General features: G+C 59.4%; 20 protein-coding genes and 1 riboswitch. Of the genes, 10 read left to right on the plus strand and 10 right to left on the minus strand.

The window, feature by feature from the left end; all coding sequences use genetic code 11:
• The first annotated feature begins 60 nt into the window (after positions 1-60).
• From PspS49_RS24390 to PspS49_RS24400, 3 genes are all read left to right on the plus strand, one after another.
• Complete coding sequence (locus PspS49_RS24390; protein ID WP_160041782.1) at positions 61-1,026, plus strand: 2-hydroxyacid dehydrogenase; 966 nt, start codon at positions 61-63, stop codon at positions 1,024-1,026.
• Positions 1,027-1,058: 32 nt separating this feature from the next.
• On the plus strand, positions 1,059-2,057 hold the full coding sequence (locus PspS49_RS24395) for a class I SAM-dependent methyltransferase (protein WP_160041784.1): 999 nt from the start codon (positions 1,059-1,061) through the stop codon (positions 2,055-2,057).
• Positions 2,058-2,108: 51 nt separating this feature from the next.
• A riboswitch (yybP-ykoY riboswitch) is annotated at positions 2,109-2,231 on the plus strand.
• Between the two features lie 88 nt (positions 2,232-2,319).
• Complete coding sequence (locus tag PspS49_RS24400) at positions 2,320-2,904, plus strand: TMEM165/GDT1 family protein (protein ID WP_007912813.1); 585 nt, start codon at positions 2,320-2,322, stop codon at positions 2,902-2,904.
• Positions 2,905-3,029: 125 nt separating this feature from the next.
• Here the strand turns inward: PspS49_RS24400 and PspS49_RS24405 are convergent, their stop codons facing one another.
• Complete coding sequence (locus PspS49_RS24405) at positions 3,030-3,848, minus strand: M48 family metallopeptidase (RefSeq protein ID WP_150774927.1); 819 nt, start codon at positions 3,846-3,848, stop codon at positions 3,030-3,032.
• 262 nt (positions 3,849-4,110) lie between these two features.
• Here PspS49_RS24405 and PspS49_RS24410 point away from each other — a divergent pair, with 262 nt between their 5' ends.
• Positions 4,111-6,252 carry a methyl-accepting chemotaxis protein gene (locus PspS49_RS24410; RefSeq protein WP_160041786.1) on the plus strand — a complete coding sequence of 714 codons (2,142 nt, stop codon included), beginning with the start codon at positions 4,111-4,113 and terminating at the stop codon, positions 6,250-6,252.
• A gap of 207 nt (positions 6,253-6,459) precedes the next feature.
• Here the strand turns inward: PspS49_RS24410 and PspS49_RS24415 are convergent, their stop codons facing one another.
• Genes PspS49_RS24415 through PspS49_RS24425 form a run of 3 tightly spaced genes read right to left on the minus strand, consistent with a single transcriptional unit; the run spans position 6,460 to position 7,572 of the window.
• Positions 6,460-7,083, minus strand: a complete 624-nt coding sequence (locus PspS49_RS24415; protein WP_102901149.1) for an SOS response-associated peptidase — start codon at positions 7,081-7,083, stop codon at positions 6,460-6,462.
• Positions 7,084-7,119: 36 nt separating this feature from the next.
• A complete protein-coding gene (locus PspS49_RS24420) occupies positions 7,120-7,380 on the minus strand; it encodes a DUF2007 domain-containing protein (protein WP_007912819.1) in 261 nt (86 codons plus the stop codon).
• Between the two features lie 9 nt (positions 7,381-7,389).
• Complete coding sequence (locus PspS49_RS24425; RefSeq protein ID WP_127929733.1) at positions 7,390-7,572, minus strand: CPXCG motif-containing cysteine-rich protein; 183 nt, start codon at positions 7,570-7,572, stop codon at positions 7,390-7,392.
• A gap of 142 nt (positions 7,573-7,714) precedes the next feature.
• Here PspS49_RS24425 and PspS49_RS24430 point away from each other — a divergent pair, with 142 nt between their 5' ends.
• Complete coding sequence (locus tag PspS49_RS24430; protein WP_174245084.1) at positions 7,715-8,878, plus strand: 1-acyl-sn-glycerol-3-phosphate acyltransferase; 1,164 nt, start codon at positions 7,715-7,717, stop codon at positions 8,876-8,878.
• Positions 8,879-8,975: 97 nt separating this feature from the next.
• Here the strand turns inward: PspS49_RS24430 and PspS49_RS24435 are convergent, their stop codons facing one another.
• Positions 8,976-9,254, minus strand: a complete 279-nt coding sequence (locus PspS49_RS24435) for a hypothetical protein (RefSeq protein WP_016985168.1) — start codon at positions 9,252-9,254, stop codon at positions 8,976-8,978.
• Between the two features lie 193 nt (positions 9,255-9,447).
• Here PspS49_RS24435 and PspS49_RS24440 point away from each other — a divergent pair, with 193 nt between their 5' ends.
• Positions 9,448-9,654, plus strand: coding sequence for a hypothetical protein (locus PspS49_RS24440; RefSeq protein WP_008083982.1), 207 nt, complete (start codon positions 9,448-9,450; stop codon positions 9,652-9,654).
• 267 nt (positions 9,655-9,921) lie between these two features.
• Here PspS49_RS24440 and PspS49_RS24445 read toward each other — a convergent pair whose 3' ends face one another.
• Positions 9,922-10,506 (minus strand): YajG family lipoprotein, encoded by a 585-nt coding sequence (locus PspS49_RS24445; RefSeq protein WP_008086137.1) that lies wholly within the window; start codon positions 10,504-10,506, stop codon positions 9,922-9,924.
• Between the two features lie 204 nt (positions 10,507-10,710).
• On the opposite strand from PspS49_RS24445, the gene PspS49_RS24450 reads away from it, so the two are divergent.
• Together PspS49_RS24450 and mqo are read left to right on the plus strand one after the other, a co-directional pair.
• Positions 10,711-10,944 carry a hypothetical protein gene (locus tag PspS49_RS24450; RefSeq protein WP_127929735.1) on the plus strand — a complete coding sequence of 78 codons (234 nt, stop codon included), beginning with the start codon at positions 10,711-10,713 and terminating at the stop codon, positions 10,942-10,944.
• 708 nt (positions 10,945-11,652) lie between these two features.
• The gene (gene mqo, locus PspS49_RS24455; RefSeq protein WP_160041788.1) at positions 11,653-13,161 is read left to right on the plus strand and encodes a malate dehydrogenase (quinone); all 1,509 of its coding nucleotides are present in this window, start codon (positions 11,653-11,655) and stop codon (positions 13,159-13,161) included.
• Positions 13,162-13,228: 67 nt separating this feature from the next.
• Here the strand turns inward: mqo and PspS49_RS24460 are convergent, their stop codons facing one another.
• The 3 genes from PspS49_RS24460 to PspS49_RS24470 form a co-directional block, all read right to left on the minus strand.
• Entirely contained in the window at positions 13,229-13,516 is a 288-nt protein-coding gene (locus tag PspS49_RS24460) for a PA4642 family protein (RefSeq protein ID WP_160041790.1), read from the minus strand.
• 63 nt (positions 13,517-13,579) lie between these two features.
• Positions 13,580-14,059: a hypothetical protein gene (locus tag PspS49_RS24465; RefSeq protein WP_160041792.1), complete on the minus strand. Its 480-nt coding sequence runs from the start codon at positions 14,057-14,059 to the stop codon at positions 13,580-13,582.
• 179 nt (positions 14,060-14,238) lie between these two features.
• On the minus strand, positions 14,239-14,796 hold the full coding sequence (locus PspS49_RS24470) for a hypoxanthine-guanine phosphoribosyltransferase (RefSeq protein WP_016987197.1): 558 nt from the start codon (positions 14,794-14,796) through the stop codon (positions 14,239-14,241).
• A gap of 163 nt (positions 14,797-14,959) precedes the next feature.
• Here PspS49_RS24470 and upp point away from each other — a divergent pair, with 163 nt between their 5' ends.
• Entirely contained in the window at positions 14,960-15,598 is a 639-nt protein-coding gene (gene upp, locus PspS49_RS24475) for a uracil phosphoribosyltransferase (RefSeq protein WP_007912842.1), read from the plus strand.
• Positions 15,599-15,600: 2 nt separating this feature from the next.
• Positions 15,601-16,875, plus strand: a complete 1,275-nt coding sequence (locus tag PspS49_RS24480; RefSeq protein WP_007912843.1) for a uracil-xanthine permease family protein — start codon at positions 15,601-15,603, stop codon at positions 16,873-16,875.
• Between the two features lie 115 nt (positions 16,876-16,990).
• Here the strand turns inward: PspS49_RS24480 and hemH are convergent, their stop codons facing one another.
• Complete coding sequence (gene hemH, locus PspS49_RS24485; RefSeq protein WP_127929739.1) at positions 16,991-18,016, minus strand: ferrochelatase; 1,026 nt, start codon at positions 18,014-18,016, stop codon at positions 16,991-16,993.
• Between the last annotated feature and the right edge of the window lie 4 nt (positions 18,017-18,020).

An 18,020-nucleotide genomic window follows, 5' to 3' on the forward strand; every position in this document is an offset into this window, starting at 1 on the left:
GTTTCATCTGGTAGGCTCGGCAGATTACGCCCAACGCTCACAGCACAAAAGGTACAGTTGATGACGAACACGCGCCGTGCGGTATTCCTTGATCACCCTTCGCTGGATCTCGGCGATCTGGACCTCAGTCCGTTGCGCGACTGCTTCAGCGATCTGCAGTTGTTCGCCCAGACCTTGCCCGAGCAAGTCGCCGAGCGTTTGCAAGGCGCCACCGTGGCGATCAGTAACAAGATCCTGATCGACGCCGCCGCGATGGCTGCCAACCCCGATCTGAAACTGATCCTGATCACCGCCACCGGCACCAACAACGTCGACCTCGCCGCCGCCCGCGCACAAGGCATCACCGTGTGCAACTGTCAGGGTTACGGCACGCCGTCGGTGGCGCAACACACCATCATGCTGCTGCTCAACCTCGCCACGCGTCTGGCCGATTATCAGAAAGCCGTCGGTGAAGGTCGCTGGCAGCAGGCCAAACAGTTCTGCCTGCTCGACTATCCGATTGTCGAACTGGAAGGTAAAACCCTTGGCCTGCTTGGGCATGGCGAACTCGGTGGCGCTGTTGCTCGATTAGCCGAAGCGTTCGGCATGCGCGTGTTGCTCGGGCAGATTCCGGGGCGCCCTGCTCGCCCGGATCGTTTGCCGCTGGATGAACTGCTGCCGCAAATCGACGCCCTCACCCTGCACTGCCCGCTCAACGAACACACCCGCCACTTCATCGGTGCCCGCGAACTGGCCGCAATGAAACCCGGTGCGTTCGTGGTCAACACCGCCCGTGGCGGTCTGATCGATGAGCAGGCGCTGGCCGATGCGTTGCGCAACGGCCACCTCGGTGGCGCCGCGACAGATGTGTTGAGCGTCGAGCCGCCGACCCAGGGCAATCCCTTGCTCGCGGCAGATATTCCGCGCCTCATCGTTACGCCGCACAACGCTTGGGGCAGTCGCGAGGCACGCCAGCGCATCGTCGGCCAATTGACCGAAAACGCTCAGGCGTTCTTCAGCGGTAAGGCGCTGCGGGTCGTCAGTTGATAAACTGCGGCACTTTTTTTTGAGGAGCAGTTATGGATCCGCGCAGTGAAGTACTGCTTCGTCAGCCCGAGTTGTTCCAGGGTTCGTTGTTGTTGGCCGGTTTGCCCGCCGACGATTTGCTTGGGCGCTTGCCCAATGCATTCGGCTGGTGCTGGCATGCCGGCGACCAGGCCGCGCTGGACGCCCGTTTCGAAGGGCGCAGCCATTTCGGCGTGAACATCCCGGAGCGCGAGTTCGACAGCGCCGTGGTGTTTCTGCCCAAGTCCAAGGACCTGACCGATTACATCCTCAACGCCGTGGCCTCACGTCTGGCCGGGCGTGAAGTGTTTCTGGTCGGGGAAAAACGCAGCGGCATCGAAGGCGCGTCCAAGCAGCTCAACCCGTTCGGCAAGCCGCGCAAGCTCGACAGCGCGCGGCACTGCCAGTTGTGGCAAGTGACTGTGGCCAATGCCCCGGAAGCGAAACCCCTGGAAAGCCTGGCGCAGACCTATGAATTGCCACTGGCTGAAGGCCCGTTGAAAGTCATCAGCCTGCCGGGCGTGTTCAGCCACGGTCGCCTGGATCGCGGCAGCGCCCTGTTGCTGGAGCATCTGGACAAATTGCCGAGCGGCCATTTGCTCGACTTCGGTTGCGGCGCAGGTGTGTTGGGCGCTGCGGTAAAACGTCGCTATCCGCACAATCAAGTGACGTTGCTGGATGTGGATGCGTTTGCCGCTGCCAGCAGCCGTCTGACGCTGGCGGCCAACGGCCTGGAAGCTGAAGTACTGACCGGGGATGGTATCGATGCTGCACCGATGGGTTTGAATGCAATTCTGAGCAATCCACCGTTCCACGTCGGCGTGCACACTGATTATTTCGCCACGGAGAACTTGCTGCGAAAAGCGGCCAAACATCTGAAAAACGGCGGCGAACTGCGCTTGGTGGCGAACAGCTTCCTCAAGTATCAACCGCTGATCGAGGAGCATCTTGGCGTGTGTGCGATCAAGGCTGAAGGCAATGGTTTCCGCATTTACCGGGCCAAGCGCGGCTGAAACTTGTTTTAAAAAAGAGGCTTGCTCAATCGGATTTGCCTAGGCAGAATCCGCTCCGTCCTAGGGGAGTAGTCTCCCACGAGCGCCAAGTTCGTCCGGCATACGTCAACATACTTGATCCTCAGATCATGGCGTATGCGACCCAAGCGTCCGCAACAGACGGATCGCAGGGTTTGACAAGACCTATGACACGCACACCTTACCCGGGGCGGGAAGGCTGTACGTGTCATAGCCGTGTCGACCCGCCCCTTAGGAAATCCTGATGCTGGACTCGTTACTCGTTCCCACCGCAATCGTTGCCTTGGCCGAAATCGGCGACAAGACGCAACTGCTCGCGCTGATTCTCGCCGCTCGCTTCCGCAAACCCTGGCCGATCATTGCCGGTATTGTCGCCGCGACCCTGGCCAACCACGCAGCAGCCGGTGCGGTAGGCGCCTGGTTCGGCAGTTTCTTCTCGAATGCGACGCTGCACTGGATCCTCGCCGCGAGCTTCACGGCCACGGCGCTGTGGACGCTGGTGCCGGACAAAATGGACGACGATGAAACCAGCACCGCGCGCAAGTTCGGGCCTTTCCTGACCACACTGATTGCATTCTTCCTGGCGGAAATGGGCGACAAGACTCAGGTCGCCACGGTGATGCTCGCGGCGCAATACCCGGATCTGTGGCTGGTGATTATCGGTACGACAGCGGGCATGTTGATTGCCAACGTGCCAGTGGTATTGGCCGGTAACTTTGCCGCCGACAAATTGCCACTGACCCTGATCCGTCGCCTCGCAGCTTCGGCGTTCATGATTCTGGCAATCGTCGCGGTGTACAAGGCGATGCAGAGCAGCGGATGGGTTTAACCCTGCCGACGCCGATCGTTCCCACGCTCTGCGTGGGAATGCAGCCGGGGACGCTCTGCGTCCCTTTTGGAACGCGGAGCGTCCTTAGAGGCATTCCCACGCAGAGCGTGGGAACAATCACCGACTCAGGATTTCGGGGCCTGTTCGTACAGCGGCATGACTTTCGGGATCGCCGCCTGCAACGAGGCAATCCGGCTGGCCGAGGCCGGGTGAGTGCTCATGAACTCCGGCGGCGAACCTTCCGACGCCTTGCTCATCTTGTTCCACAAAGTGATCGCGGCGTTCGGGTTGTAACCGGCGCGTGCGGCCAGTTCCAGACCGATCAGGTCGGCTTCGTTTTCGTTGGCACGGCTGTTCGGCAACGTCATGCCGTAGTTGGCCACCGTATCGGCCAGCGCCAGACTGTCCTGACCCAGACCAAGCAATGCACCTGCGCCCTGCTTGGCCATTTCAATCCCGTAGGCTTTGGACATTGCTTCACGACCATGCTCGCGCAGGGCGTGGGCGATTTCATGGCCCATGACCGCGGCGATTTCATCGTCGGTGAGCTTCAGGCTGTCAATCAGCCCGGTGTAGAAAATGATCTTGCCGCCAGGCCCGCAGTTGGCGTTGAGCTCGTCGCTCTTGATCAGATTGACTTCCCACTGCCACTGCGCCGAATCCGGACGGAAGTTCGGCGCCTGGGCGATCAAGCGATTGGCAATTGCCTGAACCCGCTTGGCCTCAGGACTGGTCTTGTCCAGCACACCTTTGCTGGAGGCTTCACCGACAGTCTTCTGATACGACTGGGCATACATCTGGTCGACCTCTTGCGAGGACAGCATGCTGAACATGTACTGCTTGCGCTCCACACCCACGGCACCGCCGCTGGTGGTGTTGACCGACTGACAACCGGCCAGCAACAGCGCTGCGCCCAGTGCACTTACAACCATTGTCTTGTTCATTCAAAAGCTCCCTGAAAACCTGTCGCGTATCCTAGGCGGGTAATTGTATCGGCGCCAGATACAACGGACGTGCTGCAGCGACTTTCAGACGTTTCCCACCATGGCTGTCGTAAAAAATTCACAGCAACGGCAAAGCCTCTGCCACTGCGTCGCGCACTGATCCATTTGCGACATCGGCGTTCAATTGCCACTGCCCGCGCTCATGGCCCAATGCCGCCTGCCGATATATCACCGCAGACGTCCTCTTGCGTGCGGAGCTCCCATGAAGTTCAAGTCGATCCAGTTTTCCGTCGCCGCCCTGGCCGGCGCCATCGTGCTCAGTGTGGTCGCCGCGCTGGTGCTGTATGCGCTGTTCTCCGGTGCGCGCACGCAAGAGATGGTGCAACAACGCACCCAGGCGCAGTTCGAGCAAGTCATCGAACAGCGCCTGACCTCGCTGGCGCAAACCCAGGTCAGCCAGATCCAGCGCGAACTCGAAGCGCCGCTGCTGATTGCCGGCGGGCTGGTGCGGGTCAACGCCCTGCTCGGTACGCCGGGCGCCGATGGTCAGCCGCGCCTCACTGTCAGTCGCGAGCAACTGATCAGCCTGATCAAAGAGAACGTCGAAAAGAACCCGAAAATTCTCGGCACTTACATCGGCTGGGAAAAAAATGCTCTTGACCACAATGACGCGGCCTATGTCGGCACCAGCGTGGCTGGCATCGACGCGGCCAACGGGCGTTTTCTGCCGTGGTGGTTCCGCAACGATGACGGCACCCTCGGCCTGGACAAACTGGTCGACGTTGACGACCAGAAAACCCTGTCCACCGGTGTGCGCGCCAGCGAGTACTACCTGTGCTCGAAGGAGAGCAAAAAATCCTGTGTGATCGATCCGGCGCCGTACAAGGTCGGCGACAAGATCGTCATGCTCGCCTCCTTTATTGAACCGATCATGCTCAACGGCGCCTTCCAGGGCATCGTCGGCGCTGACCTGTCGGTGAACTTCATTCAGGAAATGCTCCTCGCAGCCAACCAGAAGCTCTACAGCGGCGCCGGGCAAATGGCCCTGATCGGCGGCAATGGCCGGATCGTCGCCTACACCAAAGACCCGAGCAAATTCGGCGAAAAAGTCAGCGATATCCTCGATGCCGAGCAGACCGCCAACATGGCCAATCTCAAGCGCGATGAAGTGACTTACTCGGTCAACAAGGACAAGGGGCGCATCGAGTTGTACCTGCCGTTCGGCATCGGCCAGACGGACGCGCGCTGGACATTGATGCTGCAATTGCCTCTGAACGCGGTGATGGCTGATCTGCAGAAGCTACAGGCCGATCTGGATGCTCAGCGTAAATCCGACACCTTCGGCATGGCCATGGTCGGTCTGCTCATCGCTGGCATTGGCTTGCTAGTGATCTGGCTGGTCGGTCACGGCATTGCCCGACCACTGAAGCAGATGGTCGCGATGCTCAATGACATTGCTCAGGGTGAAGGTGACCTGACCCGACGCTTGAGCAGTGATCGCAGCGACGAATTGGGCTCGATCGCCAAGGGCTTCAACACCTTTTTGGCCAAATTGCAGGCGATGATCACGCAGGTAGTGACGTCGGTGCAGAGCGTCAGCGATTCCTCGGAGCACACCGCCGACATCGCCATTCGCACCAACATCGGCATCCAGAAACAAATGGCCGAGATCGATCAAGTCGCCACGGCGGTGCAGGAAATGACCGCCACTGCACAGGACGTCGCGCGCAACGCAACGCAGGCTGCGCAAGCCGCCAGTCACGCCGATCAAGCGGCCAGTCAGGGCATGCAGATCGTCCGCGACACCTCGAATTCGATTGGTGTGCTGGCGCTGGAAATCGGCAAGGCTGTAAACGTGGTGCAGACGCTGGCCAAGGACAGCGAGAACATCAATGCGATTCTCACGGCGATTCGCGGGATTGCCGAGCAGACCAATTTGCTCGCCTTGAACGCAGCGATCGAAGCGGCGCGCGCCGGCGAGCAAGGTCGCGGCTTTGCCGTAGTGGCCGACGAGGTCCGCAATCTGGCGCAAAAGACTCAGAAGGCCACCGAAGAAATCCAGTCCATGATCCAGCAACTGCAGCAAGGCACGCGCGATGTGGTGCGGGTCATGGAGGACAGTCAGAACCGCACCGACGAAAGCGTGCAACACGCGGCGAAAGCGGCTCAAGCGCTGGAGACGATTACTCACGCGGTATCGGTAATCAACGACATGAACACGCAGATTGCCAGTGCGGCGGAGGAGCAGAGTGCTGTGGCCGATGACATCAACCGCAATGTGATCAACATCGGGCAAGTGGCCAATGAAGTCGCGGGTGGTGCGGATGAGTCGAGTTCGGCGAGTGCCGATTTGACCAAGCTGGCGGAGCAGCAGCGGCGGTTGATCAATCAGTTCAAGGTCTGAAAAGCGAAAAGCACCCTCACCCTAACCCTCTCCCAGAGGGAGAGGGGACTGACCGAGTTGTCTCCCGTCATACATCGACCTGAAATAACCAGTCGATTATGGATTCCAAGCTGAGCGTTCAAGTCGGTGCATTTCGTCAATATCCCCCAATCAGTCCCCTCTCCCTCCGGGAGAGGGCTAGGGTGAGGGGCTTTTGATCTACAGTCTTTAACCCGGGGTCAAACACTCCGGCCCATTGAGCTTCGGATCATTGATCAGATTCGCCAACACCCGCTCACGCAGCGCCGCCGGTTCACTGGCCAGCAACCCTTGCAACACATGCAATGGCGTTTCGGGATCGAGCCACGCCGCCTGCCCCGCCTCATCGAGAATCAACGGCCGCCGCTGACTCGACGCCGGCTGAGTGATCACCGCCGTACTCAACCACACCTGTTCCTGCACCGGATAAGCCTCCCAGATCGCCGCAAAAAACAGTGATGAGCCCTCCCCCGGCGTCAGCCAGAACGGGCGCTTGCGCTGGGTCCCGCGCCATTCATAGAAACCATTCGCCGGCAGCAGGCAGCGACGCTGGCGCAGCGCCTCACGAAACATCGGCTGCTCGGCCACGGTTTCCGCCCGGGCATGCGCCGGGGTTTTCGACAAATCGGTCAGCCACGGCGGTGTCAGGCCCCAACGGGCGCGCGCCAGGGTGCGCTGGCCGTCTTCAGCGGCGCGTAGCATCAACACCGAATCATTGGGGGAAATGTTCCACTGCGCCTGCTGATCGGCGGGAAAACCTGGCAGGGCCGCGAAATCGCGGTTCCAGCGAAACAGGGCATAACGTCCACACATGGGGCAACACGACTCTGAAGTAAAACGAAGCTCAGCCTAACAGACCAGCGTCCCGGGGAAGCTCTCCGGTTCATCGCCGGGCAGCGGCAGCGCGGCATTGTACGCGGTGATCAGCTCGCGAGCGTATTCGGCCTGGTCGTTATCGACGGACAAGCCCAACAGACCGAAGATCGGCAGCTCGCCCGTTCCACCGAGCAAATCGCGGCCAATCAAGTGCGCCTCTATCCCTTCGCTGGCGAGCATGCCCTTGAGCATTTCACCTTCCATCAGGTTTTCCGGCTCGTAGATTCGCTGCATGGGCGCGCCTCACTCGTTTTCGCTGAAGACTTCCAGATGCCATTCCTCTCCATGAACCTGCAACACGAACGTTATTGGCTGACAACACACCTGACAGTCCTCGATGTAAGTCTGATCTCCACCGGACAGGTCCAGCGTCGTCTCTACTGCTTCCCCACAATAAGGACATTCGTATTCAGCGGTTTCCAGCATCGCGGTCTCCCAAGTGACTTGTGCGTATAATCGCCGGTCTATTTGCAGGGCTATTTTTGTCTGGCTACTTTTTCAGACCGTGCCCCGCGGGTTTTCGATCAAAACCTTTACTTACCCTAGCCGTTTCCAACAAGAGAGCATGATGGGCGAATTCGATGCCATCCGACCTTACGACGACAGCGAAGTACCTGTGGTACTGGCAAGACTGCTCGGCGACAAGGCGTTTCTAGATATCCTCACCCACTTCCGCTTCCCGCGTTTTGCCGGTGCCTTCGGCTGGATGCTCAAACCACTTATAGCCCATCGGCTGCGTCGTGAGTTCGCCGACGTGACGTCGGTGGCGACGTTGCAGGACAAGGTCGAGTCCTACGTCGACCACACCATCGAGCGCGCCACCGACGGCGTGACCTACACCGGTGTCGAGCAATTCAAGTCCGGCAGCGCCTATCTGTTCATCGCCAACCACCGCGATATCGTGATGGACCCGGCCTTCGTCAACTACGCCGTGTACCACGCTGGCCTGCCGACGCCGCGCATCGCGATTGGCGACAACCTGCTGCAAAAACCGTTTGTCAGCGACCTGATGCGTTTGAACAAGAGCTTCATCGTCCACCGTTCGATCACCGGCCGCCGCGAGAAAATGGCTGCGTATCAACTGTTGTCGGCGTACATCAACCACTCGATCCGCAACGATTGCGCGTCGATCTGGATCGCTCAGGCCGAAGGTCGGGCGAAGGACGGCGACGACCGCACCGAGTCGGCGATCCTCAAGATGTTCCACATGAGCCGCAAGGACGAGCCGTTCGGCGAAGTGATCCGCTCGCTGAATGTCACCCCGGTGTCGATCAGCTACGAATACGATCCGTGCGACCAGGCCAAGGCCCGCGAGCTGTACATCCGCGCGACCACCGGCACTTACGCGAAAGCGCCGGGCGAGGATGACGTAAGCATTGCCAAGGGCATCACTGGCTACAAGGGCCGCGTGCATGTGAACTTTGCTGCGCCGATCACTGAGCTGTTCGAAGACACCAAGCAATTGGCGGTCGAAATGGACAAGCAGATTCTCGGTGGCTATCGCCTGTTTCCGGTGCATTACCTGGCGTACGCGCAGTGGGCTGACGCCGATCCGCAACTGAACGTGCCGAAAGCTGCCGATGTGTTTCCGGCGGATGAACTGGCCAAGGCGCAGGAAGAATGGCAGAGCCGGCTGGATGCATGCCCTGCAGAGCACCGTCCGTATCTGGTGCTGCAATACGCGACGCCGGTACGTAATCAGTATCGGGTCAAGGCTGGGTTGCCGCTGTAAAACAACGGCAAGATCAAAAGATCGCAGCCTGCGGCAGCTCCTACACGGGAATGATGTACACCCTGTAGGAGCTGCCGCAGGCTGCGATCTTTTGCTTTTAGAAGCGCGTGCTGATCCAGGAAACGATCAGGGCCAGGCCCAGGCAAGCAAAACCAAAACGATAGAAAAACCGGTTCATGCGCAAGGTCGCCCAATCCAGTATCGGCTCGGCATTCGGCTGTGCCTGACGCTGGGCGGCAATGCTGGCCATCGCGCGCTGTTCACGGCGACGAGTGGCGTGCAGCAGCCAACTGCCCGGAAACGCCAACAGCAGTGCCAGCAAGTTGATCAACTTGGCGGGATGGGCGGTAAACAGCGTCATCAAGTGCAGCGACATCACAGACCTCTATCTGAACCGGTATGGCAGACGCCAGATCGACGACTGCGGCGCGGATTCTACCGAAACCTTGCGCCCCTGCCCCAGCCTTTGCGACAAATTACCTGACAATCGACCGATGGCTGTCCTGTGTCACGGCATCGTCATGTGGATAGGCCACCCTGCGCGCCTCGAAACACACATGGAACGCGACATGCTTCACGCTGAAAACCAGGATCGTCTTTATCTCATTACCCCTTACGACGAGCAGCAAAGCCTCGTCGGCAGCCTCGCCTTCAATGTTCAGGATCGCCATTGGCTGGTGTATTGCGCACTGGGCGGGCATCAGCATGCGGATTTGCCGGAGACGGATTTGCTGACGGGTGTCAGCGTTCTCGACTTTTACTCGCAGGCTGCCTGAAAGCAAAAGCCCCTCACCCTAGCCCTCTCCCAAAGGGAGAGGGGACTGACCGAGGTGTTTATTCGAGGTACATCGACCTGAAATATCGAGCCGAACTCAGATTCTGAAAAGCCCCCGATCGGCGCCCTTTCCCCCTCGCCCCCCTTGGGGGAGAGGGCTGGGGTGAGGGGGATCGATTGTTCATCCAACACAAAATTTCAATCCTGACACCCACAAAAAAGCCCGAAACCATCACTGGCCCCGGGCTTTTTCACATCTGCCGAAAACTTACTCGGCCAGAACCTGACCCACAGTCGGATCCTTGAACAGACGCGTCAGCGCATCGCTCAACACGTCGCTGACCAGTTTGGTGTTGGTTTCCTGGTTCGGCGCCATGCCGAAACGCTGGTCCAACGAAGCGCCGTAACGGCCGCTGTAACGGCGGTTGGCGTTCTGCACGTCGGAGCGGAAGGTCGCGCCGATAGTCGCTTCGGTCACGTACATGCCTTCTTTCGGCGACTGATACTTCAGCTCGGCCAGGGTCACGGTCAACTGCGGAGCATTCGGCGCGTTATTGGTCGGGGTGAAACCGAGCAGACGCACGGCGGCTTCAGCCTGAGCCTGCAGTTTGGGCAGGATCTGCTCGCGCTGCACGGTGATGGCGCTGGTTTCCGGGTAAAGACCGCCACGCGTGCCCAAAGTTGGCGACGGACGACCGTCTACTACACGCACGACAACAGGCTGGCCACGACCGACCGCTGGCAGCTGGGTGGTCAGCTTCGGCTCCGGGTTCAGTTGTTGCGGGCTGTGGGCGCAGCCGGCCAAGGTCAAACCGGCCACAGTGATCAAACCGAACAACAGGCGTTGCAACATGCTCTTCTCTCCAGAATCAGGCACAAACAGGCCGGCAGTATAGCGGTGGGCCACTGCGGGTAACCAGCGCCCGACAGTGAATACTGAAATGTCTGACAAACCCGCGGGAAAGCGGTTCCTGTCACAGATTATTCACCCGGCATACACGTTCACGTCACGGCGCCTTGGCAACCTTGCAATCAGTCCCCCACAAGGTACTCAATCATGCGTTATCTGATCTCGTTGTTCTCGCCACGCCCGCTGCACCGCAGCTTCGCCCTGCTCGATCGCAACGGCCATTGCCAGGCATTCAAGCAGTGCAGCCTGCAACCGATGGGCGATGGCTGGGTGGAAATCGAAGAAATCCGCCTCAACTGGTTGCACCAGCCACTGCCCGCCAGCGCCCGCGTCATAGCGTCGCAGCCCCGTGCACGGGTGCAAGCGATGTTGAGCATCTGACCGGATGCCTAATAAAAGTCATTAAACACGAGCAACTGCCCGCATTTCTTCGATACAATCTCCCCCCGATTATAAGGACGTCTCCTGATCGGGCCCCGCAACAGCGTCAATGCGCATGCATCGACACCCAAAATCGCCCACAGAGAGCCGCCCACACAGATCGAGTGAAGTTGGCGCGCTTGCCTGTTCTTCCGGCAAAAACCCCGCTTTTCGCGAATCTGCAGAGCTGTCATGACGCTCGGCCACCGCGTTGTTTTTGCCCTCGGGCAAGGTGCCAGGCCTGGACAGCCCTTTTTTGAGGTTCACGTCTTCAAAAGAGCGTGAAAAAAACGGGTTTTCACAACTTCACAAGAGTGTGGCGAGCAAATGAAAAGTTTTGCGTCTGAACATGCACCATTAGCGTCTGATACAGCCCAACGACACAGGACCGGGTATACCTCGAATATCGGAGCCTGAAGCCTGTCCGCTACGGATTTGGTTGCACAAAAACGGATGTCTCGACCATAAGTCGAATTGCCAGCTACGTGCTGAAATGAGTTCATGGAGCTCTTGAAAGCCAAGCCGCATACATCCGTCGAAGTTGCGAAAAATTGCGAAGATTCGGACATGGCGACCTGACCACGGATAGCTGGGGCATAACTGATCTGTCCCGGAACGCCTGGCAGCCATGCCGACAATTTGGTGCTGCAGATTTTGGAGACGCGTTAAATGGCGCATAACGAAGCAGTCGACGTAGTTCTGGTTGGGGCGGGCATCATGAGTGCCACTCTGGCCGTGCTGCTCAAAGAGCTCGACCCCGCGATCAAGCTGGAAGTCGTCGAGCTGATGGATTCCGGTGCTGCCGAGAGTTCCAACCCTTGGAACAACGCCGGTACCGGCCACGCCGGTCTGTGCGAGCTGAACTACACGCCGCAAGCCGCCGATGGCACCGTCGACATCAAGAAAGCCGTGCACATCAACACCCAGTTCGAGGTGTCGAAGCAGTTCTGGTCGTACCTGACCAAGAAAGGCACCTTCGGCTCGTGCAAATCCTTTATCAGCCCGGTGCCGCACCTGAGTTTCGTCCAGGGCGACAGCGGCGTGTCTTTCCTCAAATCGCGCTTCGACGTGTTGAGCAAGCACCACGCCTTCGCTGACATGGAGTACACCGAAGACAAGGCCAAGATGGCCGAGTGGATGCCGCTGATGATGCCGGGCCGCTCGCCGGACGAAGTCCTCGCTGCCACTCGCGTGATGAACGGCACCGACGTCAACTTCGGCGCCCTGACCAATCAGTTGCTCAAGCACCTGACCAGCGCCCCGGACACTCAAGTCAAATACTGCAAGCGCGTCACTGGCCTCAAGCGTAACGGCGCCGGCTGGACCGTCAGCATCAAGGACGTCAACAACGGTAACACCCGCGAAGTCGACGCCAAGTTCGTTTTCCTCGGTGCTGGCGGCGCGGCCCTGCCGTTGCTGCAAGCCTCGGGCATCGAAGAAAGCAAAGGCTTCGGCGGCTTCCCGATCAGCGGCCAGTGGCTGCGTTGCGACAATCCGGAAGTGGTCAAGCACCACCAGGCCAAGGTCTACAGCCAGGCAGCAGTGGGTTCGCCACCGATGTCGGTGCCGCACCTGGACACCCGCGTGGTCGACGGCAAGAAATCCCTGCTGTTCGGGCCGTACGCCGGTTTCACCACCAAGTTCCTCAAGCACGGCTCCTTCATGGATCTGCCGCTGTCGGTTCGCGCCGGCAACATCGGGCCGATGCTGGCCGTGGCGAAAAACAACATGGACCTGACCAAGTACCTGGTCAGCGAAGTGATGCAATCGATGGAGCAGCGTCTGGATTCCCTGCGCCGCTTCTACCCTGAGGCGAAAGCCGAAGACTGGCGCCTGGAAGTGGCCGGCCAACGGGTGCAGATCATCAAGAAAGACCCGAAAAAGGGCGGCATCCTGCAGTTCGGTACCGAACTGGTCTCGGCCAAGGACGGCTCCCTCGCCGCCTTGCTCGGCGCTTCGCCGGGTGCGTCGGTGACCGTTTCGATCATGCTCGAGCTGATCGAGAAGTGCTTCCCGGCCAAGGCCAAGGGCGAGTGGGCTGGCAAACTGGCAGAGATCTTCCCGGCCCGTGAAAAGGTCCTGGAAACCGATGCTGCGCTGTATCGCAAGATCAACACGCAGAACAACATCGCGCTGGAACTGGTTGAAGAAAGCAGCGAGACCCCAAGCTACGCTTGATCTTGCCGCATAAAAAACGCCCCGTACTCAGTGAGCGCGGGGCGTTTTTTTATGCCTGGGAAAAGCCTCAGGTGCGGGACTTTTCGATCAGCTCAATGTATTCCGGGGCGTTGCGCTGATCGGCTATCACCTCAACGAAGGTCTTGCCGTGCTCGTCCTTGCCATCCACGTCATAACCAGCTGCAACGAAGAAACCCAGAAAGCGTTCGAAGTCGTCGATACGCAGGCCACGGTAAGCCTTGATCAGTTTGTGCAGCGACGGCGAAGTGGCGTCGACCGGCTCAAAATCGAGGAACAGCTTGATCTGCTCATCGCCGATCTCGTCACCAATCACTTGTTTCTTATCTTTACGCATTGCCGACTCCAGCTCGCAGACATTACACGGGGCGGGCAGTTTACCCCTGCCCGGCCGCCCGGCTCAACGCGATCGCACAGCGCCGGTGTGCAAATCGGCCCAGATGTGGCCATTGGCGTAACTGAGGAACTGCACATACACAGTGTCGTTGCGCAGCAGATCGATGATCACGCGGTATTGGGCCAGCGGATAAAACAGCGTCAGGGTCTTGCTCTTGTCGTCGTAGACCGGCTTTTTCAGGCTTTTGCTTTCGCCGTCGAAATTGACCAGCACCTGAGTGATCGTCGCGCCCTTGTTCAGGGATTTGCCTTTGAGGCGGATCATCAGCGGCGAGGTGACAGGAATCGGTTGCTGGTTGGACTGACGTTGCGCGCCCACCACTACGGCATAGTCGGTGACTTGCATGAGTTGCTGCTGCTCGGGTTCGGCATCGCGCACGGTCAGATCGTCCGGCGGCAGGAACTGGCTGTGCATCGGCGCGGCGGACAGCGGCAGACTGAGGATCAGTAAAAGCGCGGCGAGGCTGCGGATCGAGAGGCTCATGACGGGCTCCGGAGGGCGGGGCCGAGCACTCTAGCATGGGTATCACGGATGGATCAGCACACACAAAACAACTGTGGGAGCGAGCCTGCTCGCGAAGGCAATTTCACATTCAACACTTATCCTGAATGAAAGATCGCTTTCGCGAGCAGGCTCGCTCCCACATTGGATCGAGGCGCGGATTACATGCCTTTAACGGCAAAGATCCCGTTGGCGTTGCGCCAGTAGCCTTTGTAATCCATGCCGTAACCGAAGATGTAACGGTCGATGCACGGCAGGCCGACGAAATCGGCTTTCAGGTCAGGACGCGCCTTGCGGTCGTGATCCTTGTCGATCAACACGGCGGTGTGCACTTTGCGCGCGCCGGCGTGTTTGCAGAAGTCGATGATCGCGCCCAGGGTGTGACCTTCATCGAGGATATCGTCGATGATCAGCACGTCGCGGTCGATGAACGAGACTTCCGGCTTGGCTTTCCAGAACAGGTCGCCGCCGCTGGTTTCGTTGCGATAACGGGTCGCGTGCAGGTAGGAGGCTTCCAGCGGGAATTGCAGATGCGTCAGCAGTTTGCCGGAGAAAATCAGCCCGCCGTTCATCACGCAGAACACTACCGGGTTGCTGTCGGCCAGTTGTTCGTTGATTTGTGCACCGACGCGGGCAATGGCGGCCTCGACTTCAGATTCGGTGTACAGGCAGTCAGCCTCTCGCATGATTTGACGGATATGCTCGAGATCAGCGGACATGGCGCTCTCCAGGGGTTGGCGGAATTGGAAAAGCGGGCAAAGGTACGCATCCATCGAGGCCGAATCAAGCCTTTATGGACTAACGTACAGAATGTCCTATAGGACATCACCCTCGGATAGATTAATCTAGGCCGGTTTTTTTGCCCGCCGCCGGAGTTTTTCCATGCCCATCCTCGAGATCCGCCATCCGCTGATCCGTCATAAACTCGGCCTGATGCGCCGCGCCGATATCAGCACCAAGAACTTCCGAGAGCTCGCTCAGGAAGTCGGCGCCCTGTTGACCTATGAAGCTACAAAAGATCTGCCGCTGGAGTCCTACGATATTGCAGGCTGGTGCGGCACCGTGTCGGTCGAGAAAATCGCCGGCAAGAAGATTACCGTCGTGCCGATTCTGCGCGCCGGCATCGGCATGCTTGAAGGCGTGCTGAGCCTGATCCCGGGTGCCAAGGTTTCCGCTGTGGGTGTCGCCCGCAACGAAGAAACCCTGCAAGCGCACACCTATCTGGAAAAACTGGTTCCGGAAATCGACGAACGGTTGGCGATGATCATCGACCCGATGCTCGCCACCGGCAGTTCGATGGTTGCGACCATTGACCTGCTGAAGAAAGCCGGCTGCAAAGATATCCGCGCGATGGTGCTGGTTGCCGCGCCGGAAGGCATTGCTGCAGTAGAAAAAGCTCACCCGGACGTGACCATCTACACCGCGTCCATCGATGAGCGCTTGAACGAGCACGGTTACATCATCCCTGGACTTGGCGACGCCGGTGACAAGATCTTCGGCACCAAGCAGAAGGACGCGTGACCATGCAGCAAGAGTTCAACGATCCGCTCTGGCGCACGGTGCTGTCCGGCGCCCAGATGCTGTTCGTGGCTTTCGGCGCTTTGGTGCTGATGCCGCTGATCACGGGCCTGGACCCGAACGTGGCACTGTTTACCGCAGGTCTGGGAACGATTCTGTTCCAGATCGTCACCGGGCGTCAGGTGCCGGTGTTTCTGGCGTCGAGCTTCGCTTTCATCACCCCGATCATTCTCGCCAAGGGCCAGTTCGGCCTCGCCGCGACCATGGGCGGGGTGATGGCGGCCGGTTTCGTCTACACCTTCCTCGGCCTTGCCGTGAAGATCAAAGGCACGGGCTTCATCGACCGTTTGCTGCCGCCGGTGGTGATTGGTCCGGTGATCATTTCCATCGGTCTGGCCATGGCGCCGATTGCCGCGAACATGGCGATGGGCAAGGCTGGCGACGGTTCTGAACTGATCCACTACCAGACCGCGATGATGATCTCGATGCCGGCATTGCTGACCACGTTGATCGTGGCGGTGTTCGGTAAAGGCATCTTCCGTCTGGTGCCGATCATCTCCGGTGTGCTGGTCGGTTTTGCTATGGCGTTCTATTTCGGCGTGGTCGACACGGCGAAGATTGCCGCTGCGCCATGGTTTGCGATCCCGCATTTCACCGCGCCGGAGTTCAACTGGCAGGCGATTCTGTTCATCGTTCCGGTGGCATTGGCCCCGGCGATTGAGCACATCGGTGGCGTGATTGCCGTCGGCAGCGTGACCGGTCGCGATTACCTGAAGAAGCCGGGCCTGCATCGCACCCTGCTCGGTGACGGCATTGCCACCACCGCAGCCGGTCTGTTCGGCGGTCCGCCCAACACCACCTACGCCGAAGTGACGGGCGCGGTGATGCTGACCAAGAACTACAACCCGAAAATCATGACCTGGGCGGCGATCTTCGCCATCAGCCTGGCGTTCATCGGTAAATTCGGCGCACTGCTGCAGAGCATTCCGGTGCCGGTGATGGGCGGGATTCTGTGCTTGCTGTTCGGTTCGATCGCGGCGGTGGGCATGAACACCCTGATCCGTCACAAGATCGATCTGGGCGAGGCGCGCAATCTGGTGATTGTCTCGGTAACGCTGGTGTTCGGGATTGGCGGTGTGCTGGTCGGCACCGGCACCGGCCCGGACGACTTCGGCCTCAAAGGCATCGCGCTGTGCGCGGTGGTGGCGATTGCGCTGAACCTGATTCTGCCGGGCAATGATGGCTGGAAGAACAAGAAGGCGGATGAGCCGCTGATCTAAGCCTTTAGATCTGATCGTTCCCACGCTCTGCATGGGAATGCCTCTAGGGACGCTCTGCGTCCAGTGACGCGGAGCGTCACGGGCTGCATTCCCACGCAGAGCGTGGGAACGATCATCACAGGGCCAGCGGCGCTCGTTCGCAGAGGGTTGCCAAGGCCTTGGCCCATTGCGGGTCATCGTTCAGACATGGCACCAGCACCAACTCCTCGCCCCCCGCTTCGCGGAACTGTTCCTTGCCGCGATCACCAATCTCTTCCAGCGTCTCGATGCAATCGGCGACAAACGCCGGGCACATCACCAGAATCTTCTTCACGCCACTTTTCGCCAGCTCATCCAGGCGCGCCTCAGTGTACGGTTCGATCCACTTGGCCCGGCCCAGACGCGACTGAAACGACACCGACCATTTGCCATCCGGCAGGCCCATGCGCTCAGCGAATAACGCCGCAGTACGCAGGCATTGCGCGCGATAACACGTCGCCAATACCGCAGGCGAGGCGTTCTTGCAGCAGTCGTCATTCTTGAAGCAATGATTGCCGGTCGGATCGAGTTTGGTCAGATGCCGCTCGGGCAAACCGTGGAAGCTCAGCAGCAAGTGATCGTAATCCTGCTGCAGATGCGGCCTGGCGCTTGCAACCAGCGCGTCGAGATATTCCGGCTGATCGTAGAACGGCTGCAACACCGACAGTTGCACGTTGAGTTTCTTTTCGCGGATGACCCGCTTGGCTTCTTCGATCACTGTGGTCGTGGTGCTGTCGGCGAACTGTGGATACAGCGGCGCCAGCGTGATGCGCTTGTGCCCTGCCGCCACCAGTTTCAGCAAGCAGGTTTCAATCGACGGCTCACCGTAACGCATCGCCAGTTCTACCGGGCCATGCGTCCATTGCCGGGTCATTTGCTGCTGCAAGCGACGGCTGAGCACCACCAGCGGCGAACCTTCGTCCCACCAGATCGAGGCATAGGCGTGGGCCGATTGCTCCGGGCGTTTGATCAGGATCAGCGACACCAGCAGACGCCGCACCGGCCACGGCAGGTCGATCACATACGGGTCCATCAGGAATTGATTGAGGTAGCTGCGCACATCGGCCACCGAGGTGGAGGCCGGGGAACCCAGGTTGACCAGAAGCAAGGCGTGATCGGTCATGCAA

Origin of the sequence: Pseudomonas sp. S49, from assembly GCF_009866785.1 — a bacterium.
GTDB lineage: Bacteria > Pseudomonadota > Gammaproteobacteria > Pseudomonadales > Pseudomonadaceae > Aquipseudomonas.